Source organism: Streptomyces sp. NBC_00654 (genome assembly GCF_026341775.1).
Taxonomy (GTDB): Bacteria; Actinomycetota; Actinomycetes; order Streptomycetales; family Streptomycetaceae; genus Streptomyces.
The window spans coordinates 2969475-2995586 of sequence record NZ_JAPEOB010000001.1 but is presented as its reverse complement, the minus strand read 5'-3'; the positions used below and the strand labels follow the sequence as shown (position 1 = coordinate 2995586).

Sequence of the window (26112 nt, the reverse complement as noted above, 5' to 3'; positions counted from 1 at the left end):
GTCAGGAGGTGCCGAGGACGGTTGCGTCAGGAGATGCCGAGACGGTCACGCAGCAGCTCCCGCGTCACGCCGTCCAGCCGCGCCGCCGCACCCTTGTCGAAGGCCGGGCGGAGGAGACTGAGCGGCATGCCCTCGACGAAGGCGCTCAGCGGCTCCCGGGGCGGGGAGTCGATGATCGCGGCGATCGGGGGGATGGCCAACTCGACCGGCTGCGCGGCCTGTTTCATCTGATCGACGTACGCGGCGGTGGCGGGGTCGAAGTCGCCCGCGAAGCCGGTGCGCGTACCGCCGGGGAACAGCAGCACGTACCGGGCGCGGTGCCCCCCGCCCCCCTCGGCGAACGCGACACCGAGAAGGTCGTTCAGCCGTCCCCCCTGGAACATGGCCTGCCAGCCGTCGTAGCCCCGCTCCAGCCCGAGGTCGTCCCACCGGATGCCCGCCGCGCCCGCACCCGGGCCGGCGATGTTCATGATGACCGGAGCGTCGGCCTTGTCCATCAGACCGGCCAGACCGTATCCGAGCAGATACCGACTGAGGTAGTACAGCGCGAAGTTGTGCTCGAAACCCTCGGAGGTCACCGCCCGGAAGCTACGGAAGTACCGCGCGCACAACACCAGGGCGTCCACCGCCGCGAACCTCGCGCCGATCTCCCCGATGACACGCTGGTTCTCGCTGACGAGGCTGAGGTCGGCCTCGATGAAGAAGGCCCGGTCGCCCGCGCCCGCCTTGCGCGCCGCGTCGAGGAACGTCCTCCCCTTCGCCGGATCCGGACCGAGGACGACCACCTGATCCCCCCGGCCCAGATAGGTGTACGCGAGCGCCTGCCCGATACCGGAGGTGCCCCCTGTCACAACAATGGTCTTCACTGCGGTCCTCCTGGAGAAGAACGATGCGCGGATGGTTCGGGGCAGCCGAAACGCCGCCCCCTGGGCGGACTCCACCCTGGTTCCGGGCAGACTCCACCCCTGGACGTGAGGGAGAGAGAGGAATCAGACGGCCGCGGCGGCGATACCCGACCGGACCACGTCCCGGGCGAGCCCGACGGCCGTGGCCGCGGCGCCCGTGGGCCCCAGGGTCGAACCGCTCACATAGAGCCCGTCGATGATCAGCATGATCCGGTCACCGAGCATGTCCGGGTCCGCGGCCGGGGTGCGGCGCGCGAGTTCACGCAACTGCTCACGCACTTCCTGGAAGTGCTTCAGGGACACCTGATGTGCCGGATGATCGGGGTCGGGGAATTCCGCGTGCGTGTTGCGCAGCGGGCAGCCCCTGGTGTTCGGCGCCATGCCCTGGACCGCCCGGACCAGTTCGACGAGCTGGTCCTCCGGTCTGTCGACCGCGGCGCACACCTCCGCCACGGTCCGCTCCCAGGCCAGTGCCGACCGTTCGAGATAGGCCACCACCAGCTGGTCCTTGCTGGGGAACTCCCGGTAGAGCAATTGCTTGCCGCACCCGAGTTCATCGATGATCTGCTGCATTCCGACCGCGTGCACGCCGCGCCGGTCGAACAGGTCGGCAGCGGCGGCCAGGATGCGCTCGCGGGTACCGGGAGCAGGGGTCCGGGGCATGCGACGACCTTAGCAGACCAATCGGTCCCGTACGAGGAAGTCCGGGCCAAGCCCGGAGGGGTAGCCCGCAAGACCGACGTGGCCGATCGGCCCGGACGGCCGGCCCGGTGGCGGGGCGCGGAGGGCCGGCCCGGCATCCGCCCGGCAGGCCGCGGGTGTCCCACAACACCCGCGGCACCGATCCGCGGAGCGGCCCTCAGTTCACGAACTGGCAGATTCCGCGCGGCAGATACGTCCCGTGCCCCGCGTGTCCCACGTAGTCGCGTCCGTCGATCACGGGAACACCGCGCGACAGCACCGTCTCCACCTGTCCCGTCACCCTTTTGCCTTCGTAGGCCGAGTAGTCGACGTTCATGTGGTGCGTCTCGGCGGACATGATCTGCTCGGCGTGGGGGTCGTAGATGACGATGTCGGCGTCGGCCCCCGGGGCGATCGTGCCCTTCTTCGGATACAGGCCGAACATCCGGGCCGGCGCCGCGCAGGCGATCTCGATCCAGCGGCGGCGGCTGATGTGGCCGTCGACAACGGCCTGGTGCAGCAGGTCCATACGGTTCTCGACACCGGGCATTCCGTTGGGAATCTTCGAGAAGTCCCCCCGGCCCCGCTCCTTCTGTCCCGTGAAGCAGAACGGGCAGTGGTCCGTGGAGACCACCTGGAGGTCGTTCGTCCGCAGCCCACGCCACAGCGCCGCCTGATGCTCCTTCGGGCGCAGCGGGGTGGAGCAGACGTACTTGGCGCCTTCGAAGCCGGGTTCCGCGAGATTGTCGGTCGACAGGAAGAGGTACTGCGGGCAGGTCTCGCCGAATACGGGAAGGCCCTCGTCCCGGGCCCGCGCCAGCTCGGCGACGGCCTCCTGCGCCGATACGTGCACCACGTAGAGCGGGGACCCCGCCACCTGGCTCAGCTTGATGACCCGGTGTGTCGCCTCCGCCTCCAGAAGGGCCTTCCTGACCTCACCGTGATAGCGCGGATCCCTCTCCCCGCGCGCCAGCGCCTGTTCCACCAGTACGTCGATGGCGAGACCGTTCTCCGCGTGCGTCATGATCAGCCCGCCGTTGGAGGCGGCGCGCTGCATGGCACGGAGGATCTGGCCGTCGTCGGAGAGGAAGACGCCCGGGTACGCGGTGAAGAGTTTGAAGGACGTGATGCCCTCCGCCACCAGGAGGTCCATCTCCTTGAGCGAGGACTCGTTCACATCGGACATGATCATGTGAAAGGCGTAGTCGATGGCGCAGTTGCCGTCGGCCTTGGCGTACCAGGCGTCGAGGCCTTCGCGCAGTGACCCGCCCCTGCTCTGGATCGCGAAGTCGACGATCGTGGTGGTGCCGCCCCAGGCCGCGGCCCGGGTTCCGGTCTCGAAGGTGTCCGAGGCGTAGGTGCCGCCGAACGGCATCTCCATATGCGTATGCGCGTCGACGCCGCCGGGGATGACGTACTTTCCGGTGGCGTCGATCCTCCGCTCGGCGCTCCAGCTGTCGGCGGCTTCGGTGCCGTGGGCGGCGAGTGCGGCGACGCGCCCGCCTTCGATGAGTACGTCGGCCTGGATTTCGTCGGACGCGGTGATGACGAGGCCACCGCGGATGACGGTGCGGCTCATGTACCCCTCCTCACTGTGGCGGAATGGGTCTACGCACGTAGACGAGGTGCGTGGGAAGAACGTAGAAGTCGGTTGCCCACTGTGGCAATACCACTGCCGTCAACCGATGAAGACGTTTCGGTTTCCCGCCCGCGACACCCCACCGGCCCAACGCGCGGCGCGGCGCGATGCGAGGCGATGTGGGGCGGGGCGAGGAGAGACGGGGCGAGGAGAAGGGAGGAGAACGACGACGCCCCATGTGCTTCTGGCGCCCCGGGTGCTATGCACGGCCTTCAGCCGTCCCATCGGCACGCCTCGATAACGAAACGATTAAGGGTCTGGTCCAAATGTAGGGTGCGGTTCATCGACTGGCCCCGCAACCGGCGCGAGGCGCTCACCACCGACGGCGAATCTCTGACACGCAGCCGGACACCCCGAAGTCCGGTGCGTCCCACCGATCCCGGAGGATCACGTGCACATCTCGCGCTCCGCGCGTACCGCGGTGGCCGCGGCCACCGTCGTGGCCGTCGCCCTGCCCCTGGCCACCGCCGTCGCCCACGCCGAGGAGTCCAAGGCCACCCCCGCCGCCCCGTACGCCGGTCTGCCGTCCGGTACGAAGCAGGCGAAGACCCTGGTCATCGGTGTCGACGGCGCCTCGATCGACGCCTTCGGCCGGGCCTCCGTACCGAACCTCGACAAGCTGATGTCGACCGGGCTGACGGCCCGCAGCAACCTGTTCGCCAACCCCATGGCCCCGACCGTCTCCGGTGCGGGCTGGTCCTCGATCGCCACGGGCGTCTGGCCGGACAAGCACAACGTCAAGGACAACGACTTCACCGCACCCAACTACGGTCAGTACCCCGACTACGCGACCCGTCTGGAGACCGCCGACCCGGCCACCTCCACGCTGGTCGTCGGCACCTGGAACCCGATCCCCCAGATCGTCTTCGGCGCCGCCACCGACCTGCGCGTCGCGGGCGGCAACGACGCGGGCACCACCGCGAAGGCCGAGGACTACCTCGCACACGGCAACCCCGACTCCGCCTTCGTCCACCTCGACGAGGTCGACGGCGCCGGCCACAGCTCGGGAACGGGCAGCGACGCCTACCTCAAGGCTCTGGGGGTCGCCGACGCCCGGATCGGACGGCTGCTCAACGCCGTCACCTCCCGTCCCACGTACGCCCAGGAGGACTGGCTCGTCGTCATCACCTCCGACCACGGCCACACCCCGACCGGCGGTCACGGCGGCAACTCCCCCGGCGAGCGCGGCACGTTCGTGATAGCGCAGGGCAAGGGCATCGCGCCCGGCTCGGTCCGGCACGATGTCAGGATCACCGATATCGCCCCCACCGTCCTGCGCCACGAGGGCGTCGCCACCGACCCCGCCTGGAACCTGGACGGCACCGCGCTCGCCGAGCCGAAGCCCGATGCCTTCGACGCACTGCGCGGCTCGCTGCGCGCCCCGGTCGACGAGACGAAGCTCCCGGCCGGGACCAAGGGCTGGACGAACGCCGCGCCCGCCGGCTGGAGCATCGACAACGCGCGGATGCCGGCCGGGGGCGTCACCGAGTGGCGCGGCTGGTCCTTCGCGACCGACGAGTTCTGGACGAACGCCGAGCTGGGCCAGGGCCGGGAGACCAATGTCCGGGCCCGCGACGTCTTCGCGGTCGCCGACTCCGACGAATGGGACGACAAGGCGCACGACGCCGGGCAGTTCGACTCGACCCTGGTCAGCCCCGCGTACCGGCTGAACGGCGCGGCGACGGCGAACCTCTCGTACGCGACGGACTACCGCGTCGACGGACCGCAGACCGGCGATGTGTACGTCTCCTACGACGGCGGCGCCCCGCAGCTCGTGAAGTCCTACCGGGCGAACGCCAACACCGTCGAGCGCGTGAAGCTCGATGTCCCGGCCGGGGCGGGGACGGCGCGGTTCAGCTTCCGCTACACCGGCACGAACAGCGCGTTCTGGACCGTCGACCAGGTCGCCTTCGGCCAGCCCGCCCCGCCCTCGCAGCTCGCCGTCGCGTCCCTGAAGGCGCACACCAAGCTGCTCGGCAGGCCGGGTTCGGCGTCCCCGTGGACGGTCACCGCCGAGGGCGTCGTCAGGACCGCCGAAGGCAGGCCGGTGCGCGGGGCCAAGGTCACGGCGGAGCTGGCCTCCGACGGCACGGTGCGCAGGCTCACCGGCACCACCGGCAAGGACGGCTCGGTCCGCTTGCGGGCCGTCGTGGGCCGGGGCGTCGCCAAGGCCGCGCTGACGGTCACCGATGTGCGCTACCGGGACCTCGGCTACTACGGGGAGCTGGACCCGGTCCGCACCCTGGACCTCACCCGCCCCACCGGTCACCGGGGCTGATCCGACGGCCGGGGCGGCGCCGGTACTTCGGTACGCCGCCCGGCAGTGAGCCGGGTCCCGGGGCCGCACCGCCCCGGGACCCGGTCCCCTCAGTCCGCCGCGTGCAGGGCCTCCGCCAGGATCTCGGCGCCCTCCTCCGCCTCGGCCACGGTGAGCGACAGCGGCGGGGCGATCCTCAGCACGCTGGTGCTGTGGCCGCCGCCCTTGCCGATGAGCAGCCCGCCCTCACGGGCCGCCTCCAGCACGGCCGCCGCGGCTTCCGGGTGTGCCTCGTCGGTGCCGGGCTTCACCAGTTCGACGCCGATCATGAGGCCCCGGCCGCGCACCTCCCGTACGCACGAGGAACGCGCGCCGATCGCCCGGAGGCGTTCGATGAGCAGTCCGCCGACCCGCCGCGCGTTGCCCTGGAGATCGTGCTCCAGGAGGTACGAGAGGTTGGCGAGTCCGGCGGCCATGGTGACCGGGGAACCGCCGAACGTCGAAATGGAGTTGGCGTCCAGGCAGTTCATGACCTCGGCGCGGGCAACGACCCCGCCGATCGACATGCCGTTGCCGATGCCCTTGGCGAAGGTGAGGATGTCCGGCGGCCCGTGCTCGCCGTGCGCCTGCCAGCCCCAGAAGTGGTCACCGGTGCGGCCCCAGCCGGTCTGCACCTCGTCGGAGATCCACAGGATGCCGTGCCGGTCGAGGACTTCGCGGAAGGCGGCGAACAGCCCGTCGGGCGGCGAGGTGAAACCGCCGACACCCTGGATGGGTTCGGCGATCAGCGCGGCGGCCTCCCGGGTGTGTCCGAGCAGATCCTCCAGATCGGCGACGCACGCCTTGATGAACTGCGCGTCGCTCAGCTCCGCGTACGGGCCGCGGCTGCGGACGCCGCCATGGACGTACAGCGTCTGCAGCGGTGACAGACTCGTGGGCGACCAGGCGTGGTTGCCGGTGATGGAGACCGCGGCGAACGAACGCCCGTGGTAGCTGTTGCGCATCGCGAGGACCTGGTTGGACCTGCGGTACGCGGTGGCGAGGAGCAGCGCGGTGTCGTTGGCCTCGGTGCCCGAGGTGGTGAAGAAGACGCGGGCGTCGGGGATGCCGGAGAGCGTGGCGACACGCTCGGCGAGCTCCACCATCGGGCGGTTGAGGTAGAGCGTGGAGGAGTGGATGATGCGCCCGGCCTGCTCGGCGACCGCCTTGGTGACCTCGGGCAGGGCGTGCGCGGTCATGGTGGTGAGGATGCCGCCGAAGAAGTCGAGGTACCGCTTGCCCTCGGCGTCCCAGACGTGGCGCCCCTCGCCGTGGGTCAGCTCCAGTGGGCGCCGGTAGTAGAGCGCCATCCAGTCGGGGCTGACCGCCAGATGGCGCTCGTGCAGACCGGTCACGGCTCCACCAGCCCGTCGTACGCGTCCGGCCGGCGGTCCCGGTAGAACGCCCACTGCTGGCGGACCTCCTCGATCAGGCCGAAGTCGAGGTCGCGGACGAGGAGTTCCTCCTCCTTGTCGCCGGCCACATCGCCGACGAACTGACCGCGCGGATCGACGAAGTAGCTCGTGCCGTAGAAGTCGTTGTCGCCGTACTCCTCCTGGCCCACACGGTTGATCGCGGCGATGAAGTACTCGTTGGCGACGGCGGAGGCGGGCTGTTCCAGCTGCCAGAGATGGCTGGAGAGACCGCGCGAGGTGGCCGACGGGTTGTACACCAACTGGGCGCCGTTGAGGCCGAGTTGGCGCCAGCCCTCGGGGAAGTGCCGGTCGTAGCAGATGTACACGCCGACCTTGCCCACGGCCGTGTCGAAGACCGGCCAGCCGACGTTCCCGGGCTTGAAGTAGTACTTCTCCCAGAAGCCCTTGACCTGCGGGATGTGGTGCTTGCGGTACTTGCCGAGGTACGAGCCGTCGGCGTCGATCACCGCGGCGGTGTTGTAGTAGAAACCGGTCTGCTCGATCTCGAAGACCGGCACGACGATCACCATGCCGGTCTCGCGGGCCAGGTCCTGCATCCGCCGGACGGTCGGCCCGTCGGGCACGGCCTCGGCCCAGCGGTAGTGCTCGGGTTCCTGCACCTGGCAGAAGTAGGGGGCGTTGAACACCTCCTGGAACCCGATGATCCGCGCCCCCTGCCGGGCGGCCTCGCGCGCATGTTCCTCATGCTTGGCGATCATGGATTCGGTGTCGCCGGTCCAGGTCGCCTGGACAAGTGCGGCGCGTACGACGTGGGACATGAACTGCTCCTTCGACGCGGCGTCCGAGAGCCTCTACGCATTTCTACGCACGTAGACATGTGCATTGGAGGAGAACGTAAGCCCCGCCACACCGCGGGGCAAGACCATCGCCGTGAACCGATGGAGTCGATCATGATTCGCACCCGAGCGGTCCATACAGGTCAGACATGATCCACAAGGCGGCCTCCCACGGACAACGCCGCACCGATTCCGCTTGTGCTGGAGTGCGGTGTCGCTGGGCTTCCCGCACGAGTCGCTGCGCGAACCGGGCGTCGGGGAGACGGTGTACGGGGACCGCTGGGCGGACATCGACGACCGGCGGTCGACGTACCGGCGATCGACGTACCGGCGCGCGACCGACGACGTGCGGTAGCGGCGGGTCCGCGCGACGGGCGGGGTGTGCCGGGAAACGGGTGTGCCGGGGAGCGGGTGTGCTCCCCTACACCCCCGCGACGCCCGCCACCCGCAGCGCGTGCGCCAGGTCCCATTCGCGTTCCGCCGAGACCGTGCGGGCCGCGGTGAGGAGACGGGGTACGAGGCGTACCCGGCCGCCCCCGGCGATACGGGCCGCGTCCTGCGGGGTCCGCACGCGGACGAACGCGCCCAGCAGCGCCTGCGCCTCCGGCTCCCGGCCCGCGCGGTCCAGCGCGGCCACGGCGTCGGCGATCTCGGCCGCGGGGCGCGCCGCCCCCAGGCGCAGCAACCGCCCGCAGTCCTCGGTGCGGCCCGCGGCGGCCAGCGCGCCCACCGCGGCGGCGAGCCCGTCGGGCGGCAGCAGGGACACCTCCCACAACAGGGTCGCCCAGTCGGCGGCGAGCCCCGCGCGGTGCAGGGCCGAGGCCAGTACCGGCAGCCGGTCCCCGGGCCACGCCGCCGCCTCGCAGAGCACCACATGGGCCTCGCCGGTGTGCCCCGCCGCGCGCAGCCGTACCAGCTCCGCGACGGCAGTGGACGCCACGCGCACGGCGACCGGGTCGGGGGCCGGCTCGTGGTCCGGACGTGTGACGGTGTCCGGTACGGCAGCGGGGGTGACGGCCTCCCCGGCCGGCGCACCACCGAAGCGGGCGCCGCGCGGCATCGCGGCACCGGCCGGCAGGGACGGGGGCACGGGCAGGGGTACGGACGAGGGGGCGTACCCGGTCTCCTCGCCGTCGGCATCGAGACCGGCGAACCGCGCACCTCGGGGCTTCCGGCGCCGAACGGCGGCAGCGGGGACGGAAGCGGGCGCGGGAGGAGGGTCGGGCGCGGGGACGCGCATGGGGCCGGGAGCGGGTGCGGGCTCGGGGCCGGGTGCGGGCTCTGGGCCGGGGCCGGAAGCGGCCGGGCCGGCCGCCGCGACGGCGGCCATCCGCTCGCGCAGGTCGGCGCAACGGGCCGATGCGCGTCGATGGTCGTCCCGGGCGCGGGCGAGCGCGTCGGCGTCCGGTGTGTCCGCTCCCCCGGCCGCGCGCATCCGCCCGGCCGCCCGGCTCTGCTCCCGGAGCATCAACTCCAGCCGATGGACGAGAACTTGACGCCCACCGGGCCGCCGGTCGTGCGCGGCGGCCGACGCGGAGTACAGCGCGGCGGCCCGTACCGATTCCCGCTCCGCGAACGCGGTGCCACAGGACATGGCGAGATCCGACAGCAGGGACTCCACCACGTCCCAGGGCGGGATCTCGACGCCTTCGAAGCAGGCCCTCATACCCTCGGGGTCGCGGCGGGTGAAGACGCCGTACCAGCCGCCTCCGGGGTCCAGCCGGGCCGCGAGGTCCCGGAGATACCGTGCGAACGCCCCTGCTTCCACCGCGTGTTCATGCACCGTCATCGCCGCCCTCGCCGGCCGTCGACCGGAGCCTTCCGGTCCGGAGGCATTCGACCGCAGGCGTGTTACGGCCGGGTCACACGCGGCTTTCCACCGTGATGCGGCCCTGCGGGCCTCAGAAGGTGACGGCGATGCCGGTGTGCGGGCGCTTGCCGAGCCGTACGGCCGTCGCGGGCCAGTCGACGAGCCAGAACTTCCAGGTGTACTTGCGGGCCAGCACCTTGCGCACCGCCCGGGTCCCCGCCTCGTCCAGCAGCCTCGCGGTGCCCTCGGCGCTCGGCGCACCCTCCGCGATCCGGCCGCGCACATCGCAGACGGTGACGCGGACCCGGGTGTCGTTGCGCAGCCGCTTGACCTTCCACGAGTCGGAGCGGGTCCAGATGTACAGCACCTCGCCGTCGGCCGCGGCCCAGACGGGCGTGGCGACGGGGGTGCCGTCCTTCCGGTAGGTGGTCAGGCTGACGTACTCGCTGCGGGCGAAATCCTGGAGGGTCACACGCGTGACCCTAACGGCTGCCCCGCGGTCCCCGGCGGGCGCGCGGCGGCAGCCTTCAGGCGGTCAGGGGCACCGCGTCCGGTTCCGGTGCGCAGCGGGTGAGCAGTTCGTCCATCGAGAGTCCGAGCGCCCCGGCCAGTGCGGCGACGGTGAAGAAGGCGGGGGTCGGGGCCCGGCCGGTCTCGATCTTGCGGAGGGTCTCGGCGGAGATTCCGGCGCTCGCGGCGACCGCGGCCATGCTGCGTCCGGCGCGCGCCTCGCGGAGCAGCGAGCCGAGCCGTTCGCCGCGAAGGCGCTCTTCGGGTGTCAGTGGCGTACGTACCATGCCGTCATTCTAATACCGCTCTGACCGGTATAGTAATTGGCATGGTGCAACTCAAGACAGACACATCCATCGAAGCGATGCGTGAGACCGGCCGCGTCGTCGCACAGCTGCTGACCCGCGCGAAGGAGGCGGCGGCGGTCGGTGTCAGCCTCCTCGAACTCGACGAGACGGCCCGCGACGTCCTGCGCGAGGCGGGGGCCACCTCGCCGTTCCTGAACTACCGGCCGCACTTCGCGCCCACCCCGTTCCCCGCCGTGATCTGCGCGTCCGTCAACGACGCCATCGTGCACGGCATCCCCACCGGATACCGGCTGCGTGACGGCGATCTGCTGAGCATCGACGCGGGCGCCGTCCTGGACGGCTGGGCCGGCGACTCGGCGATCAGCTTCACCGTGGGCCGCGCGCGCCCCGCCGACACCCGGCTGATCGACACGGCGTTCGCCGCGCTGGAGGCGGGCATCGGAGCGGCGGTCGTGGGCAACCGGATCGGTGACATTGCCCATGCCATCGGCACGGTCTGCCGGACGGCCGGTTACGGCATCCCGGAAGGATTCGGCGGTCACGGTATCGGCCGTTCGATGCACGAGGACCCGGGCGTACCGAACGAGGGGCGGCCCGGACGCGGTATGCCGCTGCGGCACGGAATGGTGCTCGCGATCGAGCCGATGCTGATCGGCGGCGGTCAGGACGTGTTCCATCCGGACCGGGACGGCTGGACGCTGCGGACCGGCGACGGCAGCCGGGCGGCGCACGCCGAACACACGGTGGCCATCACCGACGACGGACCCCGCATCCTCACGGCGCTGTGATGCGGCCCGGGTGAACGGTCACCGCGCTCAGTCGCCGTCGAGGAACTTCCTGGCCAGAGCCTCACCCTCGGCAACCGCCTTCGTGCGGCTCTCGATCGGCGAGACCCGGGAGTTCTTGAACACGAGGTAGGTGACACCGGAGTCCGTGCCACCGCTCCGGGGATCGGGGTCGATGCCGAGCGCCTCGGCGGTGGCGTACGAAGCCTCCCCGATGACACCGCCGGGTCCCGTGTCACCGACGACGGCGTAGCGCACCAGGTCCCGGTGGACGACGGCGACGACGCTGCCGCCGGAGATCCCGGACCTGCGGTGGTCCCAGACCGGACCGGGCGCGGGCACCACCACGTACGGCAGCGCGGCCGAGTCCAGCGGCTTGCCCCGGGACGTCCGGAAGGCCGTCTCCGGCAGGAAGTACGGGTCGGTCTTCCGGTTGCAGGCCTCGGTCTTCCGGCCGTCACAGTCGATGTCCATGTCCGCCTTCCAGAACACGGCGTCCTTCGTGCCGCACACCGGAACGGTCGCCTTCGGCCGGTGGGCGTCCGTACGGTAGAGGCCTCGGGAGATCCGCGTACAGGACATCGTCCCGGCCAGCAGTGCCGAGGCGGTCACCGGGGCCGCGTCCCCGGAAACGGCCGGCCGGTGGGCCGGACCGGTGTCGCCGGTTCCGGGACCGGCGCCGGGGCCGGTCCCGAGGCCGGTCGCCGTGGCGGGCAGCGCCACCGGGCCGAGCAGGGCGGCACCACAGGCCGCGGTCAGAGCGAGCGTTCGGGTACGCACCGTGCGAGAGGCCTTTCCGCTGGGCCGAAGGGCTCCTGGGAGCCCTTCCTGAGCTGCCGCCGCCGAGGCTGCGGGGCCGGTACTTCGCGTGGTGCCGCTCCGTACCGGCCCCGCCGGCCGTGACTCGTCCGGGCGGAGGTCAGCGCCTGCCGCTCGGATGCACCACCATGGCCGAGCCACCGCCACGCCGCACCTTTTCCGCCGCCGCCAGCCACCGGCCGTCCGGCAGCCGCTGCACTCCGGTGGCCGCACCGATCTCCGGGTTCAGCTTGAAGACGTGTCCGAGCGCCTCCAGTTCCGCCCGCACGGGGCTGTCCCAGAGTCCCGGCTCGATCTCCGTGGCCGGCGAGTTGCGCTGGCTGGCGCGCGGCGCCGCGATGGCATCGACCAGCGGGAGCCCGCGGTCGAGGTGGCCGGTCAGCGACTGGAGCACGGTGGTGATGATCGTCGCGCCGCCCGGGGAGCCCAGGGCCAGCACCGGCCTGCCGTGCTTCAGCACGATGGTCGGCGAGATCGACGACCTCGGGCGCTTCCCGGGCCCCGGCAGGTTCGGATCGTGAACCGCGGGGGCGGCGGGCGCGAAGGAGAAGTCGGTCAGCTCGTTGTTGAGCAGGAAGCCGCGGCCCGGCACCGTGATGCCGCTGCCGCCGGTCGACTCGATGGTCAGGGTGTACGCGACGACGTTGCCCCACTTGTCGGCGGTCGTCAGATGGGTGGTGTTCTCCCCCTCGAACGTCGTCGGAGCCGCCGTCCCACCACTCGCGCAGGCCTTCGGATCGCGCGGGTCGCCGGGGGCCAGCGGGCTGGTCAGCACCGCGTCGTCCTTGATCAGGCACTCCCGGGAGTCGGCGAACCGCTGGCTCAGCAGTCCTCGCGTGGGTACGTCCTCGAACGCCGGGTCACCGACCCAGCGCCCCCGGTCGGCGAACGCGATCCGGCTCGACTCGATCAGCCGGTGCAGATACTGGACCTTGCTCGCCCGCGAAAGGTCCGTGGACTCAAGGATGTTGAGCGCCTCGCCGACACTCGTACCACCGGACGAGGACGGCGCCATGCCGTACACGTCGAGCCCCCGGTAGCCGACCTTCGTCGGGTCCTGCCGCAGCACCCGGTACGCCTTCAGGTCCCTGCCCGTCAGATCGCCCGGCCGGACCGCACGGGTGGCCCCCGGGTCGACGGGGGGCCTGCGGACCGTACGGACGATGTCGTCGGCCAGGTCGCCCCGGTACAGCTCGTCGATGCCCTCCCGGCCCAGCTCCTCGTAGGTACGGGCCAGGTCGGGGTTCTTGAAGACCGAACCCACCACCGGCAGTCGGCCACCGGGCAGGAACAGTTCGGCGGAGGCCGGGAAGTCGGCGAACCTGGCCTGATTCCCCGCGGTCTGCGAGCGGAACGTTTCGTCCACGACGAATCCGTCGCGGGCCAGCCGCTCGGCCGGTTTCAGCAGTGTGCGCAGCGACTTGGTGCCCCAGGTGTCCAGCGCCTTCTCCCAGGTCGCCGGGGTGCCGGGGGTACCGACTCCGAGGCCGCTGGTGACGGCGTCGTCGAACGGGATCGGCTTCCCGTTCTCCAGGAAGAGCGAGGAGTCCGCGCTGCGCGGTGCGGTCTCCCGGCCGTCGATCGTCTGTACGGTGCGCCTCTTCGCGTCGTAGTGGACGAAGTAGCCACCGCCGCCGACACCCGCCGAATACGGCTCGGTGACACCGAGCGCGGCCGCGGTCGCCACGGCGGCGTCCACGGCGTTGCCTCCCTTGCGGAGCACCTCGATACCGGCCGCCGACGCGTCCTCGTCGACGCTGGAGACGGCGCCCCCGTACCCCACCGCCACGGGCGACTTGGACGGACCCGGATGCGCGGGGGCCAGAGGCGCGGAACCGGCGGGGGCGGCTGCCCCGACCGAGGCGACAACCGCGAGGACGGCTAAGAACGTCGTACTACGCCCGACTGAACGGCGCATGCGAACCTCCAGTAAACGACAGTCCGCGCAGGGTAGCCCCGTGCCGCCCCGATCGTCAGGACCGCCTCGGGCAAGAACCCGGATGCCCGTACCTCCGTCGCACTGCGGCCCATGTCACACACGGAATTCCGGAATATCCGGGGATTTACGGAACCCGGAGCCGGGGGCGATGCCTCTCTCCTGGCGAGAAGCACATGTCCTGGAGGTTTTTCCGTTGAGCTCTGCACGCCGGCGCATACGCCGATCCGTTCCGGCCGGCCGCCCGGCCCGGCACACCCTGATCGGCCCGGTCGTGGTGCTCGGCGCCGCACTCACCGCCTGTTCCGGCGGATCGGCCTCCTCCTCGGAGCAGGTGGCCGGATCGGCGAAGAACCCGGACACCAGCATTTCGGTGAATCTGACGGGCACGCGAGCCGCGGCGGGACAGCCGGTGAAGGTGACGCTGGCGCGGGGCGAGCTGAAGAAGGTCACGGTGACCGGCGCGAAGGGCGAGGCGCTGGACGGGCGGATATCGGCCGACGGCAGGAGCTGGACGTCAGCGCGGGTCGCGGCGCCCGGCACCGCGTACACCGTGGCGGCGGAGGACAAGGACGGCGGCAGCGACCGGGCCGGGTTCACCACGGCGGCGGCGGACAAGGTCAACAAGCTGACCCTCGCCCCGGGGAAGAACACCACGGTCGGCATCGGTCAGCCGCTGTCGATCGTCTTCGACAACCCGGTGAAGGACAAGGCCGCCGTCGAGAAGGGTCTGAAGGTCTCCACCTCGGACAACACCGAGGGCTCCTGGGGCTGGCTGCGGGACTACTCCGGCAAGGACCGGGTCGACTGGCGGCCGAAGGAGTACTGGAAGCCCGGTACGAAGGTCACCCTGGACGCGGAACTGAACGGGGTCGACACGGGTGCCGCGGGCGGCTGGTTCGTACGCGACTACGCCACGACGTTCACCATCGGCTCCGCCCAGGTGGTCAAGGTCGACCTCGACAGCCACCGCCTCGCTCTGCACCGCGACGGCAAGCAGGTCCTGGACGTCCCGATGTCCGCGGGCACCCCGGGCGGCGACAAGGCGTCCTGGCGGGGCACGGCCGTCCTGATGTCCAAGGAGGGCACGATCAACATGCGCTCCGAGACGGTCGGGCTGGGCGACGCCTACGACAAGATGGTCGACTACTCGATGCGCCTGACCTGGTCGGGCATGTACGCGCACGCCGCACCGTGGAACACCGCCTACTTCGGCCGCGCCAACCACAGTTCGGGCTGTGTCGGCATGAGCGACGCGAACGCCGCCTCGCTGTACGGGCAGGTGCGGGTCGGCGACCCGTTCGAGATCACCGGGGCCGACGCCAAGGGCACGGTGGCCGAGGGCAACGGCTACGGCGCGTGGAACGTCTCCTGGGCCGACTGGCAGGCGAAGAGCGCGCTGAAATGATCGTGGGTGCCGCGGTTCCGCCGCGCCGCCCACCGCGTCACCGCACCGGGGAGAGCGGCACCCTCGTCGCCCGTTTCCACGACGTGGGGCCGCCCGGCCTCGGCGAACCGGTCGGCAACGCCCCCGCACCTTCCCCGGGCGGACCCCGGGCCGGCCGTTCCCCGTGGACCTGGAGCAGTTCTCCACGGCCTACGACGTCCCGGCCGGTCACCGGCTCGCCCTGGTGATCGACACCGTCGATCCGCTGTACATCGAGCACAACCCGACCGGCGCGCAGCTGACCTTCTCCTCGCCCGGCACGGATCCGAGGTGCCTCTCGGTCCCGCCGCGCGAGAAGTGATCACCGGCTGCCGCCGGGCGGGCACTGCCCGGCTACTGCCCTCGCGGCAGCAGCGTCCCTGGTTCGGCCTCGGCAACACCTACCGCCTCGGTCTTCGGATTGCGCCGCTGCCGTTTCGCCACCCAGGTGGCGAACCACGACAGCAGCATGCACATCCCGATGTAGATGGGTGAGATCACCATCACCACAGGGATGAAGGGGAGATCGTAGTCGAGATTCGACGCGATCAGCTTTCCCGCGTGGAGGAATTCCTCATAGGTGATCAGATAGCCGAGCGAGGTGTCCTTCAGGGCCACCACCAACTGGCTGATGATGGTGGGCATCATGGCGCGTACCGCCTGGGGTGCCAGGACGAAGGTCGTGACCTGCGTCTTGCGCATGCCGAGCGCGTACGCGGCCTCCCCCTGGCCGCGCTCCACGGAGTTGACGCCCGTGCGGAACACCTCCGCGAGGACGGAGCCGTTGTAGAGGGTCAGTCCGGCGACCAGGGCGGGCAGTGGCTGCACCTTCAGTGCCACGAAGATGAAGAAGATCATCACCAGCACCGGCATGGCCCGGAAGAACTCGACCAGCAGTGTCGCGATCCAGCGCACCGGCCGGTGCGCGGAGAGACGGCCGACGGCGAGCACCGCGCCCAGTGCCAGCGAGAGCACCGCGGCGTACGCGAACGCCTTGAGGGTGTTGCCCAGCCCGCGCAGCAGCAGTTCCTGGATGCCCTTGTACTCGAAGGGCGTCCACTTCTCGCTGGTGAACTGGTCGGTGTCGAAGAGCAGATAGACGACCCAGCCGACCAGCGCCAGGATCAGGACCGTGGAGCCGACCCCGTACAGGAAGTGCCGCTTGCGGGTCAGCGGGCCCGGGATGTCGTAGAGGGCGGTCGCCGAGGGGGTGGAGTGGGTGGTCATCGGGCGACTCCCCAGCGCTTCTCCAGCACGTTGAACAGCGCACTGATGGACAGGGTGATGATCAGATAGCCGACGGCGATCCAGATGAACGTCCAGATGATGCTGTAGCCCAGCTCATTGAGCGTCTTGTAGGTGCCGAGCAGTTCGGTGACGCTGAACGCACCCGCGATCGCCGAGTTCTTGGCCAGGGCGATGAGGGTCGAGCCGACCGGCGGGATCACCGAGCGGAAGGCCTGCGGCAGCACCACGCCGCTCAGGGTCTGCCCGAAGGTCATCCCCAGGCTGCGCGCCGCCTCGCCCTGCCCCGTGGGCACGGTGTTGATGCCGGAGCGCAGCACCTCGCAGATGAACGCGGAGGTGTAGCAGCCGAGCGCGAGGACCGCGAAGACCTTGAACGGCAGGACCAGTCCGAAGCGCGGCAGTCCGAGCAGGACGGCGAAGAACAGCAGGGTGAGCGGGGTGTTGCGGAGCACGGTGACCCAGACCGTACCGAGCGCCCGGAAGGAGCCCACCGGAGCGACCCGGCAGGCGGCCATGACGAATCCGAGGACCAGTGCCAGGACCGAGGCGTAGACGGTGAGTTCGACGGTGCCGAGGAAGCCCTCGCCGTAGAGCGAGAAGTTCTCTGTCAGTACATCCATGTGCGGCCGTCCCCTCAGGTCGCCGGGTAGCGGTCGATGGGCGGCGGCTTCGGCGCGGGCACTCCGGACAGGCCCAGCGTCGCTTCGAACGCCTTCTTCCAGTTGCCGTTCTTCTCGTTGGCCTCCAGCGAGTCGTTGATCGCGGCGCGCAGCGCGTTGTCGCTGCGGGGCACGCCGATGCCGTACGGCTCCTCGGAGAACGGCTTCCCGACGACCTTCATCTCGTCCGGTGCCTTCGCCGCGAAGCCGAGCAGGATCGCGTCATCGGTGGTGACGGCGTCGACCTGGTAGGTCAGCAGGTTGTCGACACAGATCGAGTACGTGTCGTAGGCGACGAGGTCCGCCTCGGGGTAGTCGGCCGCGATGCGCTGGTACGGGGTGGAGCCCGCCGCCGAGCACACGGTCTTGCCCGCCAGGTCCTGCGGTCCGTGGATGTCGTTCTCGTCGGTGCGCACCAGCAGCCCCTGGCCGGCCATGTAGTAGGGGCCGGCGAACCCGACGAGCTTCTTGCGCATGTCGTTGATGGTGTAGGTGCCGACGTAGTAGTCGATCTGCCCGTTCTGGAGGGCGGTCTCGCGGTTGGCGGAGGCGATCGTCCTGAAGCGGACCGACTTCGGTGCGAAGCCGAGCGAAGCCGCTGTCATACGGGCGATCTCGATGTCGAAGCCGGAGTAGATCCCGCTGGCCGGGTCCTTCTCGCCCAGGTAGGGCTGGTCCTCCTTGGCGCCGACCACCAGGTGGCCCCGCCGTTTGGCCTTCTCCCAGGTCGGGGAGTCGGGCAGGTCGAAGCCGGTGTCGACCGTGTACTGGGGCAGCGCCTCCGGCTTCGGGCCCTTGACCGGCGGGCTGCCCTCCTTGCCGCACCCGGCCGCGAGCGCGGCGAGCAGGAGACCGGCCAGAGCGGCGGCCTTCGTCCCGGTACGGGACCTTGCCGTACGGGACCTTCTCGTACGCGAGTTCGTGGTACGCAACACGGAGCCTCCCGTCAGTGCTTGAGGATCTTGGACAGGAAGTCCTTGGCGCGGTCGCTCGACGGGGACGTGAAGAAGTCCTCCGGCGTGCGGTCCTCCACGATGCAGCCGTCGGCCATGAACACGACGCGGTTGGCGGCGGAACGGGCGAAGCCCATCTCGTGCGTGACCACGACCATGGTCATGCCCTCCTGGGCGAGCTGCTGCATGACCTCCAGCACCTCATTGATCATTTCCGGGTCGAGCGCCGAGGTGGGCTCGTCGAACAGCAGGGCCTTGGGGTCCATGGCCAGGGCGCGGGCGATGGCCACACGCTGCTGCTGGCCGCCGGAGAGCTGCGCGGGGAACTTGTCGGCCTGCGAGGCGAGACCGACCCGCTCCAGCAGCTCCCTGGAGCGTTTGTCGGCCTCGTCCTTCTTTCGCTTGCGGACCTTGAGCTGGGCGAGGGAGACATTGGCCAGCACGGTCTTGTGTGCGAACAGGTTGAACGACTGGAAGACCATGCCGACTTCGGCCCGGAGCTGCGCGAGCCCCTTCCCCTCCTCCGGGAGGGGTCTGCCGTCGATGCTGATGTGGCCCGACTCGATCGTCTCAAGTCTGTTGATCGTCCGGCAGAGCGTTGACTTGCCGGATCCGGACGGGCCGATGACCACCACCACCTCCCCGCGGCCGACGGTGAGATTGATGTTCTGCAGGACGTGCAACTCTCCGAAATGCTTGTTGACGTCCCGCAGCTCGATCAACGGATCGACGGCCATACGCTGCCCTACCCACTTGTCGCTGTGTCGAGGTCAGCGCAAACTATCCATCCCGATAAGGGACTTCGCACCCGACACGCGTAAATGGTGCATAAGGCTTTTTATCTCGGCCGGGCCGCGGGGTCAGCCTTCGGCGGACTCCGCGTACACCTGGGAGAGCTCGGGGCTGCCCGCCATCGCCCAGTCGAGACCGGCCTCGACGACATCGATCTCGCGCCCGGAGGCCAGGCGCACCACGGGCCGGCCGCTCGGCCAGATGTCCCACACCGCGCCGGGGACGGTACGCACGAGGACGGTCCCGAGGTAGAGGCCGGCGTCGTTGCCCAGCCAGGGAAGTTCCTCGGGGTCGTCGCGCCAGCGGGGCGGCAGCTGGTCGAGCGCGGTCAACGAGGCAGGACTGTCGTCGAGTTCGAGGCCGTTCTGCCCTGCTCGGACGCGCAGCAGCTCGCATTCGGCGAGCAGCTCGGCCACGCCGTCGGGATCCGCCTCGACGGCGGCCGCGAGCGCCGCTCCGTGCGTACCGCCCTGACGCTTACGCCAGTTGTCCAAGAAAGGGATGTTCATACCACTAGGGTCCCACCCCCGCCACGTTCCGCACCACAAGGCGCGCGGCCGTTGCCGATCCGACACCCGGATCGGGTTGCGCGGGACACCTCGCCCCGTCACGCGACCCGGCATCCGGGCTCCCGGGACAGCCCTTAGGGTGCGGACATGATCTCGCAGACCTATCTGTCCGAACTGTTCTCCCTGGAGGGCCGGGTCGCCGTGGTGACCGGCGGCAGCTCCGGCATCGGCCGGGCGATCACCGGAGCCCTCGCCCGTGCGGGGGCGAGCGTCGTCGTCGTGGCGCGCCGCGAGGCGGAGCTGGCCGCGACGGTGGACGAGCTGACGGCCGAGGGCTGCCGGGCGGCCTGGGTGAGCGCCGATCTGAGCACCGCCGACGGTGTGCGCGGGGGTGCCGAGGCGGCGGTGGCGCCCTTCGGGGAGCCGGACATCCTGGTGAACTGCGCCGGGATCAATCTGCGCCCACCGATGGGCGAGCTGGGCGAGGACGTCTGGGACACCACGATGACCGTGAATCTGAAGGCGCCCTATCTGCTGGGGCAGCGCTTCGGGCCGGGCATGGCCGAGCGGGGCTTCGGACGGATCATCCACATCACCTCGCAGCAGGCCCACCGCGCGTTCGTGCAGAGCGGCGCGTACGGGGTGTCCAAGGGCGCACTGGAGTCGCTGGCCCGCTCGCAGGCGGAGGCCTGGTCGCCGTACGGCGTCACCTGCAACACGCTGGTGCCCGGCTTCGTGATGACCCCGCTCAACGAGCGGCTCTCCGCCGACCCGGAGAAGGTTGCGGCCCTGGCCGCCCGCACGATGACCGGGCGCAACGGGCTGCCCGAGGACTTCGCGGGCGCGGCGGTGTTCCTGGCGGGCCGGGGCTCGGCCTATGTCACCGGCCAGTCGGTCTTCGTCGACGGCGGGTTCTCGGTGCACTGAACCCGCCGTCGCGCGCGTCGGTCAGGATTCCTGCTGCCACAGGGCCGCGGCCGCTTCGGTCACGGCGGTTTCGACGGCGGCCGAAGCGGCGTCCTTGCCGATGCCGAGGCCGGTGAGCACACCGGAGCCGTCCTCGAACTCCAGCAGGGCCAGCAGGACGTGCTCGGTGCCGACGTAGTTGTGTCCGAGCCGGAGCGCCTCACGGAAGGTCAGCTCCAGGACCTTGCGGGAATCCGCGTCGTACGGGATCAGCTCGGGCACCTCGTCGGCGGCGGGAGGCAGAGCGGCGGCCGCGGCGGTGCGGACGGCGTCCGGGCTCACCCCCTGGGCGGCGATGACCCGGGCGGCGATACCTTCGGGCTCGGCGAGGAGGCCGAGTGCCAGGTGGGCCGGGAGGATCTCGGCGTGCCGGGCGGCCTGGGACTCGTTGTGGGCGGCCATGACGACGTTGCGGGCGCGCTGGGTGAAGCGGCCGAATCCCTGGCTCGGGTCCAGGTCGGAGGCGGAACCGGTGCTCGCGTCGGTCTTCTTGGGGACGAAGCGCTTCTGGGCGGCCTGCCGGGTCACCCCCATGCTCCGGCCGATGTCCGTCCAGGAGGCGCCGGAGCGGCGGGCCTGGTCCACGAAGTGGCCGATGAGGTGGTCGGCGACGTCGCCGAGGTGGTCGGCGGCGACGACCGCGCCCGACAGCTGTTCCAGGGCGTCGGTGTGGCTGTTCTTGATGGCCGCGATCAGGTCGTCGAGGCGTACGGACGGCGTGGCGGGAAGAGGCTGCGTCATGCGTCAACCTTAGGTTGACACCTGCGAGGTGTCAACCTAAGGTTGTCAGCAGATCCGGCCGCGGCCGGTCAGAGATCGAGGTCGACGACGACCGGGGCGTGGTCGGACGCGCCCTTGCCCTTGCGCTCCTCGCGGTCGACGTAGCTGTCCTTGACCGCCGCCGTGAACGGGGCGTTTCCGTAGACCAGGTCGATGCGCATGCCCTTGTTCTTCGGGAAGCGCAGCTCGCGGTAGTCCCAGAAGGTGTACGGACGGTCGTACTTGAGCGGGCGGGGCATGACATCGCTCAGCCCCTCCTCCCTCAGCGCCGCCAGGGCCGCCCGCTCGGCGGGGGTGACATGGGTGGCGCCCTCGAAGAGGGCGGGGTCCCAGACGTCCTCGTCCACCGGGGCCACGTTGAAGTCGCCCAGCACCGCGAACGGCAGCGAGCCCGCGGCGTCCGCGGCGACGGCCTTCCGGAGCGCCTCCAGCCAGCGCAGCTTGTAGGCGTAGTGCGCGTGCTCGACCTCGCGGCCGTTGGGCACATAGACCGACCAGACACGGGCCGGACCGCAGGTCGCCGAGATGGCCCGCGGCTCCTGCGCCCCGTCGTACTCCGGGCCGTCCGGCAGCCCCATGACCACGTTGTCGAGGCCGACCCGGGAGAGCAGCGCGACCCCGTTCCACCGGCCCGTGGCGTTGACCGCGGACTCGTAGCCCAGCTCCCGCAGCGCGTCGGCGGGGAACTGCTCGGCCGTGCACTTGGTCTCCTGGACGCACAGCACATCGGTGCCGGTGCTCTCCAGCCAGGCCAGCAGCCTCGGCAGCCGGGCAGTGATCGAATTGACGTTCCAGGTGGCGATGCGCATGGCAGCAAACCTAGCCGGTCCCACTGACAGTCGCCCCCGTGCCGGGCGGTGCGGCCGGCCGGGCGCTCAGAGCTCCGTGGTGTCCCCCGGCGCCATCCGGCCGTGACCGGCCCCGCCGAGGCGGCCGATCTGGTTGTCGTAGATGGGCCGCGCGAGATCGGTGAGCAGGGCGTCGTGGATGTCGATGGCGCGCCGCGGCTTCACCTCCCGTACGTAGTCGATGACCTCCGAGATCTTGTTCCACGGGGCCATCACCGGGAGCAGCAGGGTGTCCACCGCCCGGTCGGGGACGGTGAGCGCGTCCCCGGGATGGAAGACCGAGCCGTCCACAAGGAAGCCGATGTTGGTGATCCTGGGGATGTCCGGGTGGATCACGGCGTGCAGTTCCCCGTGTACGGCCACCTCGAACCCGCCTGCGGTGAACGTGTCTCCGTGACCCACGGTGTGCACCCGTCCGGGAAAGGCCGCCGAGAGCTGTCGGGCCACACTGTCCAGCGTCCAGATCGCGGCCGCCGGATCGGCCTCCAGTCCGGCCCGCAGCCTCGCCTCGTCGAAGTGGTCCGGGTGTTCGTGCGTGACCAGGATGACGTCGGCGCCGATCGCGGCGTCGTCCTCGGAGAAGCCGCCGGGGTCGATGACGAGCGTCCGCCCGTCCTTCTCGATCCTGATGCAGGAGTGCGTCTTCTTGGTCAGCGTGAGAGGCGATGCGTTCATGCCGCCCATCCTGCTACGCGGGCGGCGTGGTTTCCTCCTGGATCACGGACCGCGCGATGGCGAAGGCGGCCCCCGCGGCCGGAATGCCGCAGTACACGGCGGTCTGGAGGAGGACCTCCTTGATCTCGGCGGGCGTCAGTCCGTTGCGCAGCGCGGCCCGCGTATGGGCGGCGAGGCCTTCCATCCGGCCGGAGGCGACCAGCGCGGTGAGCGTGACGCAGCTGCGGGTTCTGCGGTCCAGGCCCTCCCGGGTCCAGATCTCACCCCAGGCGTAGCGGGTGACCAACTCCTCGAAGTCCTCGGTGAACGCGTCGGCCGAGGCGTTCACCGAGTCGACATGGGCGTCGCCCAGCACCTCGCGGCGCACCTTCATGGCGTTGGCGTACGCCTCGCCGCCGCCCGCCGCGCCGGCGTCGGGACGGACGGCGGCGGGGGCGATCTCCGCGACGGGCATGACGGGGGCGGAGAGCGCCGGGGCGACGGGCGGCGCCGGAATGGCGGCGATGGTGTCCTGCCAGGACGTGGAGAAGTGCATCAGGAGCAGGTCGCTGACGGCGGCGGGCTGCTCGACGGGGGCGAGGTGGGAGGCGCCGGGGACCAGGGCGAGCCGGGCATCCGGTATGCCCGCGACCAGGGTGCGCGCCTCGGCGGGGCCGGTCACCTGGTCCTCCGCGCCGACCAGGACGAGGGTGGGAACGCCGATGCGGCCGAGTTCGGTACGGATGTCGAAGGCGGCGAGCGCCTCGCAGGCCGCGATGTAACAGCCGGGGTCGGTGGTGCGGACCATCTGCACGGCCCATTCGACGATGGCCGGCTGGGCCGCGGCGAAGCCGGGGGTGAACCAGCGCTCCGGGGCGGTACGGGCCATCGGCTCCAGCCCGTTGGTGCGGACGATCACCCCGCGCTGGCGGAATTCGTCGGCGCTGCCGAACCGGGGCGAGGCGGCCACCAGGGCCAGCGAGGCCACCCGGTGCGGGTGCCGCAGGGCGAGGTCGGCACCGATCGCGCCGCCGATGGAGCAGCCCGCGTACCCGAAGCGCTGGACGCCGAGGCCGTCGAGGGTGGCGAGCAGCCGGTCGGCCAGGTCGCCGACGGCGGTGGCCGGGTGGGCGGGGGCACCTCCGTGGCCGGGCAGGTCGTACCGGAAGACGCGCCAGTGCTGGGACAGCTCGGGTATCTGGCGGTCCCACATGTGCCAGGACGTCCCCAGGGAGGGGCCGATCACCAGGATCGGCGCGTCCTCCGGCCCGTCGAAGCGGTACTGCAGGGTTTCAGTCGTCGTCTTACTCACCCGCTCACGCTCCCATATCTCACATTTTCCGAACGGAGGGGGTCGGGAGACGTGCCGGACCTCCCCATATTTCCGCCGCCGGACATCCACAGGCCCGCGTGCCCCGGTGACGTGCGCGCGGGGCCGGGCGCCCGCCCGCGGCCCGGCGTCAGGGGGTCGCCGCGGAGACGACGTAGACGACGGGGTTAGCCGGGTCGGTCATGTTGACCGTGATGTTCTGGGTGGGACGCGGATCCTTGTTGGTGTGGGTCGTGCCCGCCCAGTTCGCGCCGGGGCCGAAGTACCAGCCGGTGATCTTGAGGTCGCGTTCGCCGATGGTCACCTTCCCGGTCTCCAGGGCCGCGCGGCCCGTTCCGACCCCGGTGAGGAACCGGTCGAGCCCGGCGGAGGTCGTACGGAACTTCACGTACATCCGACTGGCTTTCCAGTTGTTGGTCTCGTAGTACTGGACGCCCGTGGCGTTGCCGGGGATCGGTACCTCGAAGATCCGGCGCTGCATGCCCGACGGCCAGTCCTCCCGCAGGCCCTGCGCGGACGCCTCCGCCTCCTTGTCCTTGCCGGAGCGGCGGCTCTGGCCTGCGGAGATCAGCAGATATCCGGCCGGGATGCCGATCAGCAGCACGATGATCGTCGCCGTGATCAGCCGTCGTCTGATCACCCGGCGGCGGTCCTGCGGGGGCTTGCCGTCGCCGTCGCCGTCGCCGGGCGGAACGGGCTGGCGCGGCACGACGGGGTGCTCGGCTGCGGTCATGTTCGGGTGTCCCTTGGTGCTGCGGCTGCTGCGGATGCGGTCACTGGTGCGAGGACGCCGCCCGGTGCGGCCGCGGTTCAGTCCGCGGTGCGGGTGGACCGCGTGCTGCGGATCGTGCTCGCGGCCTGGTCGTAGATCTGCGCGTACCGCTCGTACCGTTCGACGCGGCGGCGGTTCGCGCGGCGGAATCTGCGGGCGACCAGACGGGCCAGGTCCGCGGCGCCGACCATACCCGCCTCGGGGCCGAGCTGGGCCTTCGCGATCCGGGCCTCGGGACGGTAGCCGCGCCCCGTGAGGTGGCGCTTGAAGGCGTCCCGGGCGGGGCCGATCAGCAGGTCGTCGGCGGCGCTGACGCCCCCTCCGATGACGAAGCAGGAGGGGTCGAGCGCGGCGGCCAGATTGGCGATGCCGACGCCGAGCCACTGGCCGATGTCCTGGAGGAGCTCGATGCACATCGCATCGCCCTCCCGGGCCAGTTCGGTGATGAGCGGTCCGGTGATGTCGGGGATGTTCCCCTTGACCCGGTCCAGCAGGTAGTGCGCGACCGGGGAGTCCGCGGCGGCCAGTTCCCTGGCCTCGCGCACCAGGGCGTTGCCGGAGCTGTACTGCTCCCAGCAGCCACGGTTGCCGCAGGGGCAGCGGTGTCCGCCGGGCACGACCTGCATGTGGCCGAACTCACCCGCGACCCCGTACTTTCCGCGCTTGACCTGGCCGTCCTCCAGGATCGCGCCGCCGATGCCGGTTCCGAGGGTGATCATGACGAGGTGGTCCTCGCCCCGGCCCGCGCCGAAGCGCCATTCCGCCCAGGCGGCCGTATTGGCGTCGTTGTCGACCATGACGGGGACGACGAGGCGGGAGGCGATGGCGTCGCGCAGCGGTTCGTCGCGCCAGGCGAGATGGGGGGCGAACAGGACCTTCGAGCGGTCGGCGTCCACCCAGCCCGCCGCACCGATTCCCACCGCGTGCACATCGTGCCGGTCGGAGAGGTCCAGGACCAGCTCGACGATGGTGTCCTCGACGACCTTGGGGCTCTTGGACTTGTCGGGCGTCTCGGTGCGCAGTTGCTCCAGGATGTTGCCGTCCGCGTCGACGACGCCGGCCATCACCTTCGTCCCGCCGATGTCGATGCCGACGGTCGGGACCCGGGGCGCTGTGAGGTGCGAGCGCCGCTCCCTGGTGCCGACGGTCTTGAGGACGGTGGCGCGGGCGGAGCCGCGGTGTGTGAAGTCGCGGTACGTGCTCATCGTCCCTGCGGGGTCTGGGGGGCCGGTCACGTGCTGCCCGGCGGCGGACGGCGCCCACCACGCCCGATT

26 protein-coding genes and 1 pseudogene are annotated in these 26112 nt (G+C 70.8%); 6 read left to right on the top strand and 21 right to left on the bottom strand.

The window, feature by feature from the left end; genetic code table 11:
- Positions 1-26 precede the first annotated feature (26 nt).
- From OHA98_RS12865 to hydA, 3 genes are all read right to left on the bottom strand, one after another.
- Complete coding sequence (locus OHA98_RS12865; protein WP_266925345.1) at positions 27-866, bottom strand: SDR family NAD(P)-dependent oxidoreductase; 840 nt, start codon at positions 864-866, stop codon at positions 27-29.
- A gap of 123 nt (positions 867-989) precedes the next feature.
- Positions 990-1568, bottom strand: a complete 579-nt coding sequence (locus tag OHA98_RS12860; protein ID WP_266925343.1) for a TetR/AcrR family transcriptional regulator — start codon at positions 1566-1568, stop codon at positions 990-992.
- A gap of 196 nt (positions 1569-1764) precedes the next feature.
- Positions 1765-3165 carry a dihydropyrimidinase gene (gene hydA, locus OHA98_RS12855; RefSeq protein ID WP_266925341.1) on the bottom strand — a complete coding sequence of 467 codons (1401 nt, stop codon included), beginning with the start codon at positions 3163-3165 and terminating at the stop codon, positions 1765-1767.
- A 451-nt stretch (positions 3166-3616) separates the two neighbouring features.
- On the opposite strand from hydA, the gene OHA98_RS12850 reads away from it, so the two are divergent.
- Entirely contained in the window at positions 3617-5503 is a 1887-nt protein-coding gene (locus tag OHA98_RS12850) for an alkaline phosphatase family protein (RefSeq protein WP_266925340.1), read from the top strand.
- A gap of 89 nt (positions 5504-5592) precedes the next feature.
- Here OHA98_RS12850 and OHA98_RS12845 read toward each other — a convergent pair whose 3' ends face one another.
- Positions 5593-6876 (bottom strand): aspartate aminotransferase family protein, encoded by a 1284-nt coding sequence (locus OHA98_RS12845; protein WP_266925338.1) that lies wholly within the window; start codon positions 6874-6876, stop codon positions 5593-5595.
- Positions 6873-7715 carry a nitrilase-related carbon-nitrogen hydrolase gene (locus tag OHA98_RS12840; protein ID WP_266925336.1) on the bottom strand — a complete coding sequence of 281 codons (843 nt, stop codon included), beginning with the start codon at positions 7713-7715 and terminating at the stop codon, positions 6873-6875. The genes OHA98_RS12845 and OHA98_RS12840 overlap by 4 nt, the downstream gene beginning before the upstream one ends.
- 229 nt (positions 7716-7944) lie before the next feature.
- Between OHA98_RS12840 and OHA98_RS12835 the strand changes: the two genes are divergently transcribed.
- Positions 7945-8088: a hypothetical protein gene (locus OHA98_RS12835; RefSeq protein WP_266927969.1), complete on the top strand. Its 144-nt coding sequence runs from the start codon at positions 7945-7947 to the stop codon at positions 8086-8088.
- Positions 8089-8154: 66 nt separating this feature from the next.
- Here OHA98_RS12835 and OHA98_RS12830 read toward each other — a convergent pair whose 3' ends face one another.
- From OHA98_RS12830 to OHA98_RS12820, 3 genes are all read right to left on the bottom strand, one after another.
- Complete coding sequence (locus tag OHA98_RS12830; protein ID WP_266925334.1) at positions 8155-9522, bottom strand: hypothetical protein; 1368 nt, start codon at positions 9520-9522, stop codon at positions 8155-8157.
- 112 nt (positions 9523-9634) lie between these two features.
- Positions 9635-10015 (bottom strand): PPOX class F420-dependent oxidoreductase, encoded by a 381-nt coding sequence (locus OHA98_RS12825; RefSeq protein ID WP_266925332.1) that lies wholly within the window; start codon positions 10013-10015, stop codon positions 9635-9637.
- A gap of 55 nt (positions 10016-10070) precedes the next feature.
- Complete coding sequence (locus OHA98_RS12820) at positions 10071-10340, bottom strand: helix-turn-helix domain-containing protein (RefSeq protein ID WP_266925331.1); 270 nt, start codon at positions 10338-10340, stop codon at positions 10071-10073.
- Positions 10341-10381: 41 nt separating this feature from the next.
- Between OHA98_RS12820 and map the strand changes: the two genes are divergently transcribed.
- On the top strand, positions 10382-11149 hold the full coding sequence (gene map, locus OHA98_RS12815; protein ID WP_266925329.1) for a type I methionyl aminopeptidase: 768 nt from the start codon (positions 10382-10384) through the stop codon (positions 11147-11149).
- A gap of 27 nt (positions 11150-11176) precedes the next feature.
- Here map and OHA98_RS12810 read toward each other — a convergent pair whose 3' ends face one another.
- A complete protein-coding gene (locus OHA98_RS12810) occupies positions 11177-11926 on the bottom strand; it encodes a glycoside hydrolase family 75 protein (protein WP_266925328.1) in 750 nt (249 codons plus the stop codon).
- 139 nt (positions 11927-12065) lie between these two features.
- Positions 12066-13883: a gamma-glutamyltransferase gene (ggt, locus tag OHA98_RS12805; protein WP_266925326.1), complete on the bottom strand. Its 1818-nt coding sequence runs from the start codon at positions 13881-13883 to the stop codon at positions 12066-12068.
- Between the two features lie 214 nt (positions 13884-14097).
- On the opposite strand from ggt, the gene OHA98_RS12800 reads away from it, so the two are divergent.
- A complete protein-coding gene (locus OHA98_RS12800) occupies positions 14098-15309 on the top strand; it encodes an Ig-like domain-containing protein (protein WP_266925324.1) in 1212 nt (403 codons plus the stop codon).
- A gap of 53 nt (positions 15310-15362) precedes the next feature.
- Positions 15363-15649: pseudogene (locus OHA98_RS12795) on the top strand (CocE/NonD family hydrolase C-terminal non-catalytic domain-containing protein); the annotation flags it as partial.
- A 32-nt stretch (positions 15650-15681) separates the two neighbouring features.
- On the opposite strand, the gene OHA98_RS12790 reads toward OHA98_RS12795, so the two are convergent.
- The 5 genes from OHA98_RS12790 to OHA98_RS12770 all read right to left on the bottom strand — a co-directional run bounded on the left by OHA98_RS12790 (position 15682) and on the right by OHA98_RS12770 (position 19488).
- Entirely contained in the window at positions 15682-16554 is an 873-nt protein-coding gene (locus OHA98_RS12790; protein WP_266925322.1) for an amino acid ABC transporter permease, read from the bottom strand.
- Complete coding sequence (locus OHA98_RS12785) at positions 16551-17195, bottom strand: amino acid ABC transporter permease (protein WP_266925321.1); 645 nt, start codon at positions 17193-17195, stop codon at positions 16551-16553. Before OHA98_RS12785 ends, OHA98_RS12790 begins: the two co-directional genes overlap by 4 nt.
- Positions 17196-17209: 14 nt before the next feature.
- A complete protein-coding gene (locus OHA98_RS12780) occupies positions 17210-18094 on the bottom strand; it encodes a glutamate ABC transporter substrate-binding protein (protein WP_266927895.1) in 885 nt (294 codons plus the stop codon).
- 86 nt (positions 18095-18180) lie between these two features.
- The gene (locus tag OHA98_RS12775) at positions 18181-18924 is read right to left on the bottom strand and encodes an amino acid ABC transporter ATP-binding protein (RefSeq protein ID WP_266925319.1); all 744 of its coding nucleotides are present in this window, start codon (positions 18922-18924) and stop codon (positions 18181-18183) included.
- Between the two features lie 123 nt (positions 18925-19047).
- A complete protein-coding gene (locus OHA98_RS12770; protein WP_266925317.1) occupies positions 19048-19488 on the bottom strand; it encodes a DUF6278 family protein in 441 nt (146 codons plus the stop codon).
- A gap of 147 nt (positions 19489-19635) precedes the next feature.
- On the opposite strand from OHA98_RS12770, the gene OHA98_RS12765 reads away from it, so the two are divergent.
- Positions 19636-20415 carry an SDR family NAD(P)-dependent oxidoreductase gene (locus tag OHA98_RS12765; RefSeq protein WP_266925316.1) on the top strand — a complete coding sequence of 260 codons (780 nt, stop codon included), beginning with the start codon at positions 19636-19638 and terminating at the stop codon, positions 20413-20415.
- A gap of 21 nt (positions 20416-20436) precedes the next feature.
- Here the strand turns inward: OHA98_RS12765 and OHA98_RS12760 are convergent, their stop codons facing one another.
- The 6 genes from OHA98_RS12760 to OHA98_RS12735 form a co-directional block, all read right to left on the bottom strand.
- Positions 20437-21195 (bottom strand): Clp protease N-terminal domain-containing protein, encoded by a 759-nt coding sequence (locus tag OHA98_RS12760; protein ID WP_266925314.1) that lies wholly within the window; start codon positions 21193-21195, stop codon positions 20437-20439.
- A gap of 68 nt (positions 21196-21263) precedes the next feature.
- Positions 21264-22043 (bottom strand): exodeoxyribonuclease III, encoded by a 780-nt coding sequence (locus OHA98_RS12755; protein ID WP_266925312.1) that lies wholly within the window; start codon positions 22041-22043, stop codon positions 21264-21266.
- A 66-nt stretch (positions 22044-22109) separates the two neighbouring features.
- Entirely contained in the window at positions 22110-22757 is a 648-nt protein-coding gene (locus OHA98_RS12750) for an MBL fold metallo-hydrolase (protein WP_266925310.1), read from the bottom strand.
- A 13-nt stretch (positions 22758-22770) separates the two neighbouring features.
- Positions 22771-24048 carry an alpha/beta fold hydrolase gene (locus tag OHA98_RS12745; RefSeq protein WP_266925308.1) on the bottom strand — a complete coding sequence of 426 codons (1278 nt, stop codon included), beginning with the start codon at positions 24046-24048 and terminating at the stop codon, positions 22771-22773.
- A gap of 148 nt (positions 24049-24196) precedes the next feature.
- The gene (locus OHA98_RS12740; RefSeq protein ID WP_266925306.1) at positions 24197-24799 is read right to left on the bottom strand and encodes a hypothetical protein; all 603 of its coding nucleotides are present in this window, start codon (positions 24797-24799) and stop codon (positions 24197-24199) included.
- A 77-nt stretch (positions 24800-24876) separates the two neighbouring features.
- Positions 24877-26043, bottom strand: a complete 1167-nt coding sequence (locus tag OHA98_RS12735; RefSeq protein ID WP_266925304.1) for an ROK family glucokinase — start codon at positions 26041-26043, stop codon at positions 24877-24879.
- Positions 26044-26112: the final 69 nt, after the last annotated feature.

Coding starts and splice junctions, on each gene's coding strand:
- OHA98_RS12860 (WP_266925343.1), bottom strand. CDS start 1,568: ATGCCCCGGACCCCTGCTCCCGGTACCCGCGAGCGCATCCTGGCCGCC.
- hydA (WP_266925341.1), bottom strand. CDS start 3,165: ATGAGCCGCACCGTCATCCGCGGTGGCCTCGTCATCACCGCGTCCGAC.
- OHA98_RS12840 (WP_266925336.1), bottom strand. CDS start 7,715: ATGTCCCACGTCGTACGCGCCGCACTTGTCCAGGCGACCTGGACCGGC.
- OHA98_RS12830 (WP_266925334.1), bottom strand. CDS start 9,522: ATGACGGTGCATGAACACGCGGTGGAAGCAGGGGCGTTCGCACGGTAT.
- OHA98_RS12820 (WP_266925331.1), bottom strand. CDS start 10,340: ATGGTACGTACGCCACTGACACCCGAAGAGCGCCTTCGCGGCGAACGG.
- map (WP_266925329.1), top strand. CDS start 10,382: ATGGTGCAACTCAAGACAGACACATCCATCGAAGCGATGCGTGAGACC.
- ggt (WP_266925326.1), bottom strand. CDS start 13,883: ATGCGCCGTTCAGTCGGGCGTAGTACGACGTTCTTAGCCGTCCTCGCG.
- OHA98_RS12790 (WP_266925322.1), bottom strand. CDS start 16,554: ATGACCACCCACTCCACCCCCTCGGCGACCGCCCTCTACGACATCCCG.
- OHA98_RS12785 (WP_266925321.1), bottom strand. CDS start 17,195: ATGGATGTACTGACAGAGAACTTCTCGCTCTACGGCGAGGGCTTCCTC.
- OHA98_RS12775 (WP_266925319.1), bottom strand. CDS start 18,924: ATGGCCGTCGATCCGTTGATCGAGCTGCGGGACGTCAACAAGCATTTC.
- OHA98_RS12770 (WP_266925317.1), bottom strand. CDS start 19,488: ATGAACATCCCTTTCTTGGACAACTGGCGTAAGCGTCAGGGCGGTACG.
- OHA98_RS12765 (WP_266925316.1), top strand. CDS start 19,636: ATGATCTCGCAGACCTATCTGTCCGAACTGTTCTCCCTGGAGGGCCGG.
- OHA98_RS12760 (WP_266925314.1), bottom strand. CDS start 21,195: ATGACGCAGCCTCTTCCCGCCACGCCGTCCGTACGCCTCGACGACCTG.
- OHA98_RS12755 (WP_266925312.1), bottom strand. CDS start 22,043: ATGCGCATCGCCACCTGGAACGTCAATTCGATCACTGCCCGGCTGCCG.
- OHA98_RS12750 (WP_266925310.1), bottom strand. CDS start 22,757: ATGAACGCATCGCCTCTCACGCTGACCAAGAAGACGCACTCCTGCATC.
- OHA98_RS12740 (WP_266925306.1), bottom strand. CDS start 24,799: ATGACCGCAGCCGAGCACCCCGTCGTGCCGCGCCAGCCCGTTCCGCCC.
- OHA98_RS12735 (WP_266925304.1), bottom strand. CDS start 26,043: ATGAGCACGTACCGCGACTTCACACACCGCGGCTCCGCCCGCGCCACC.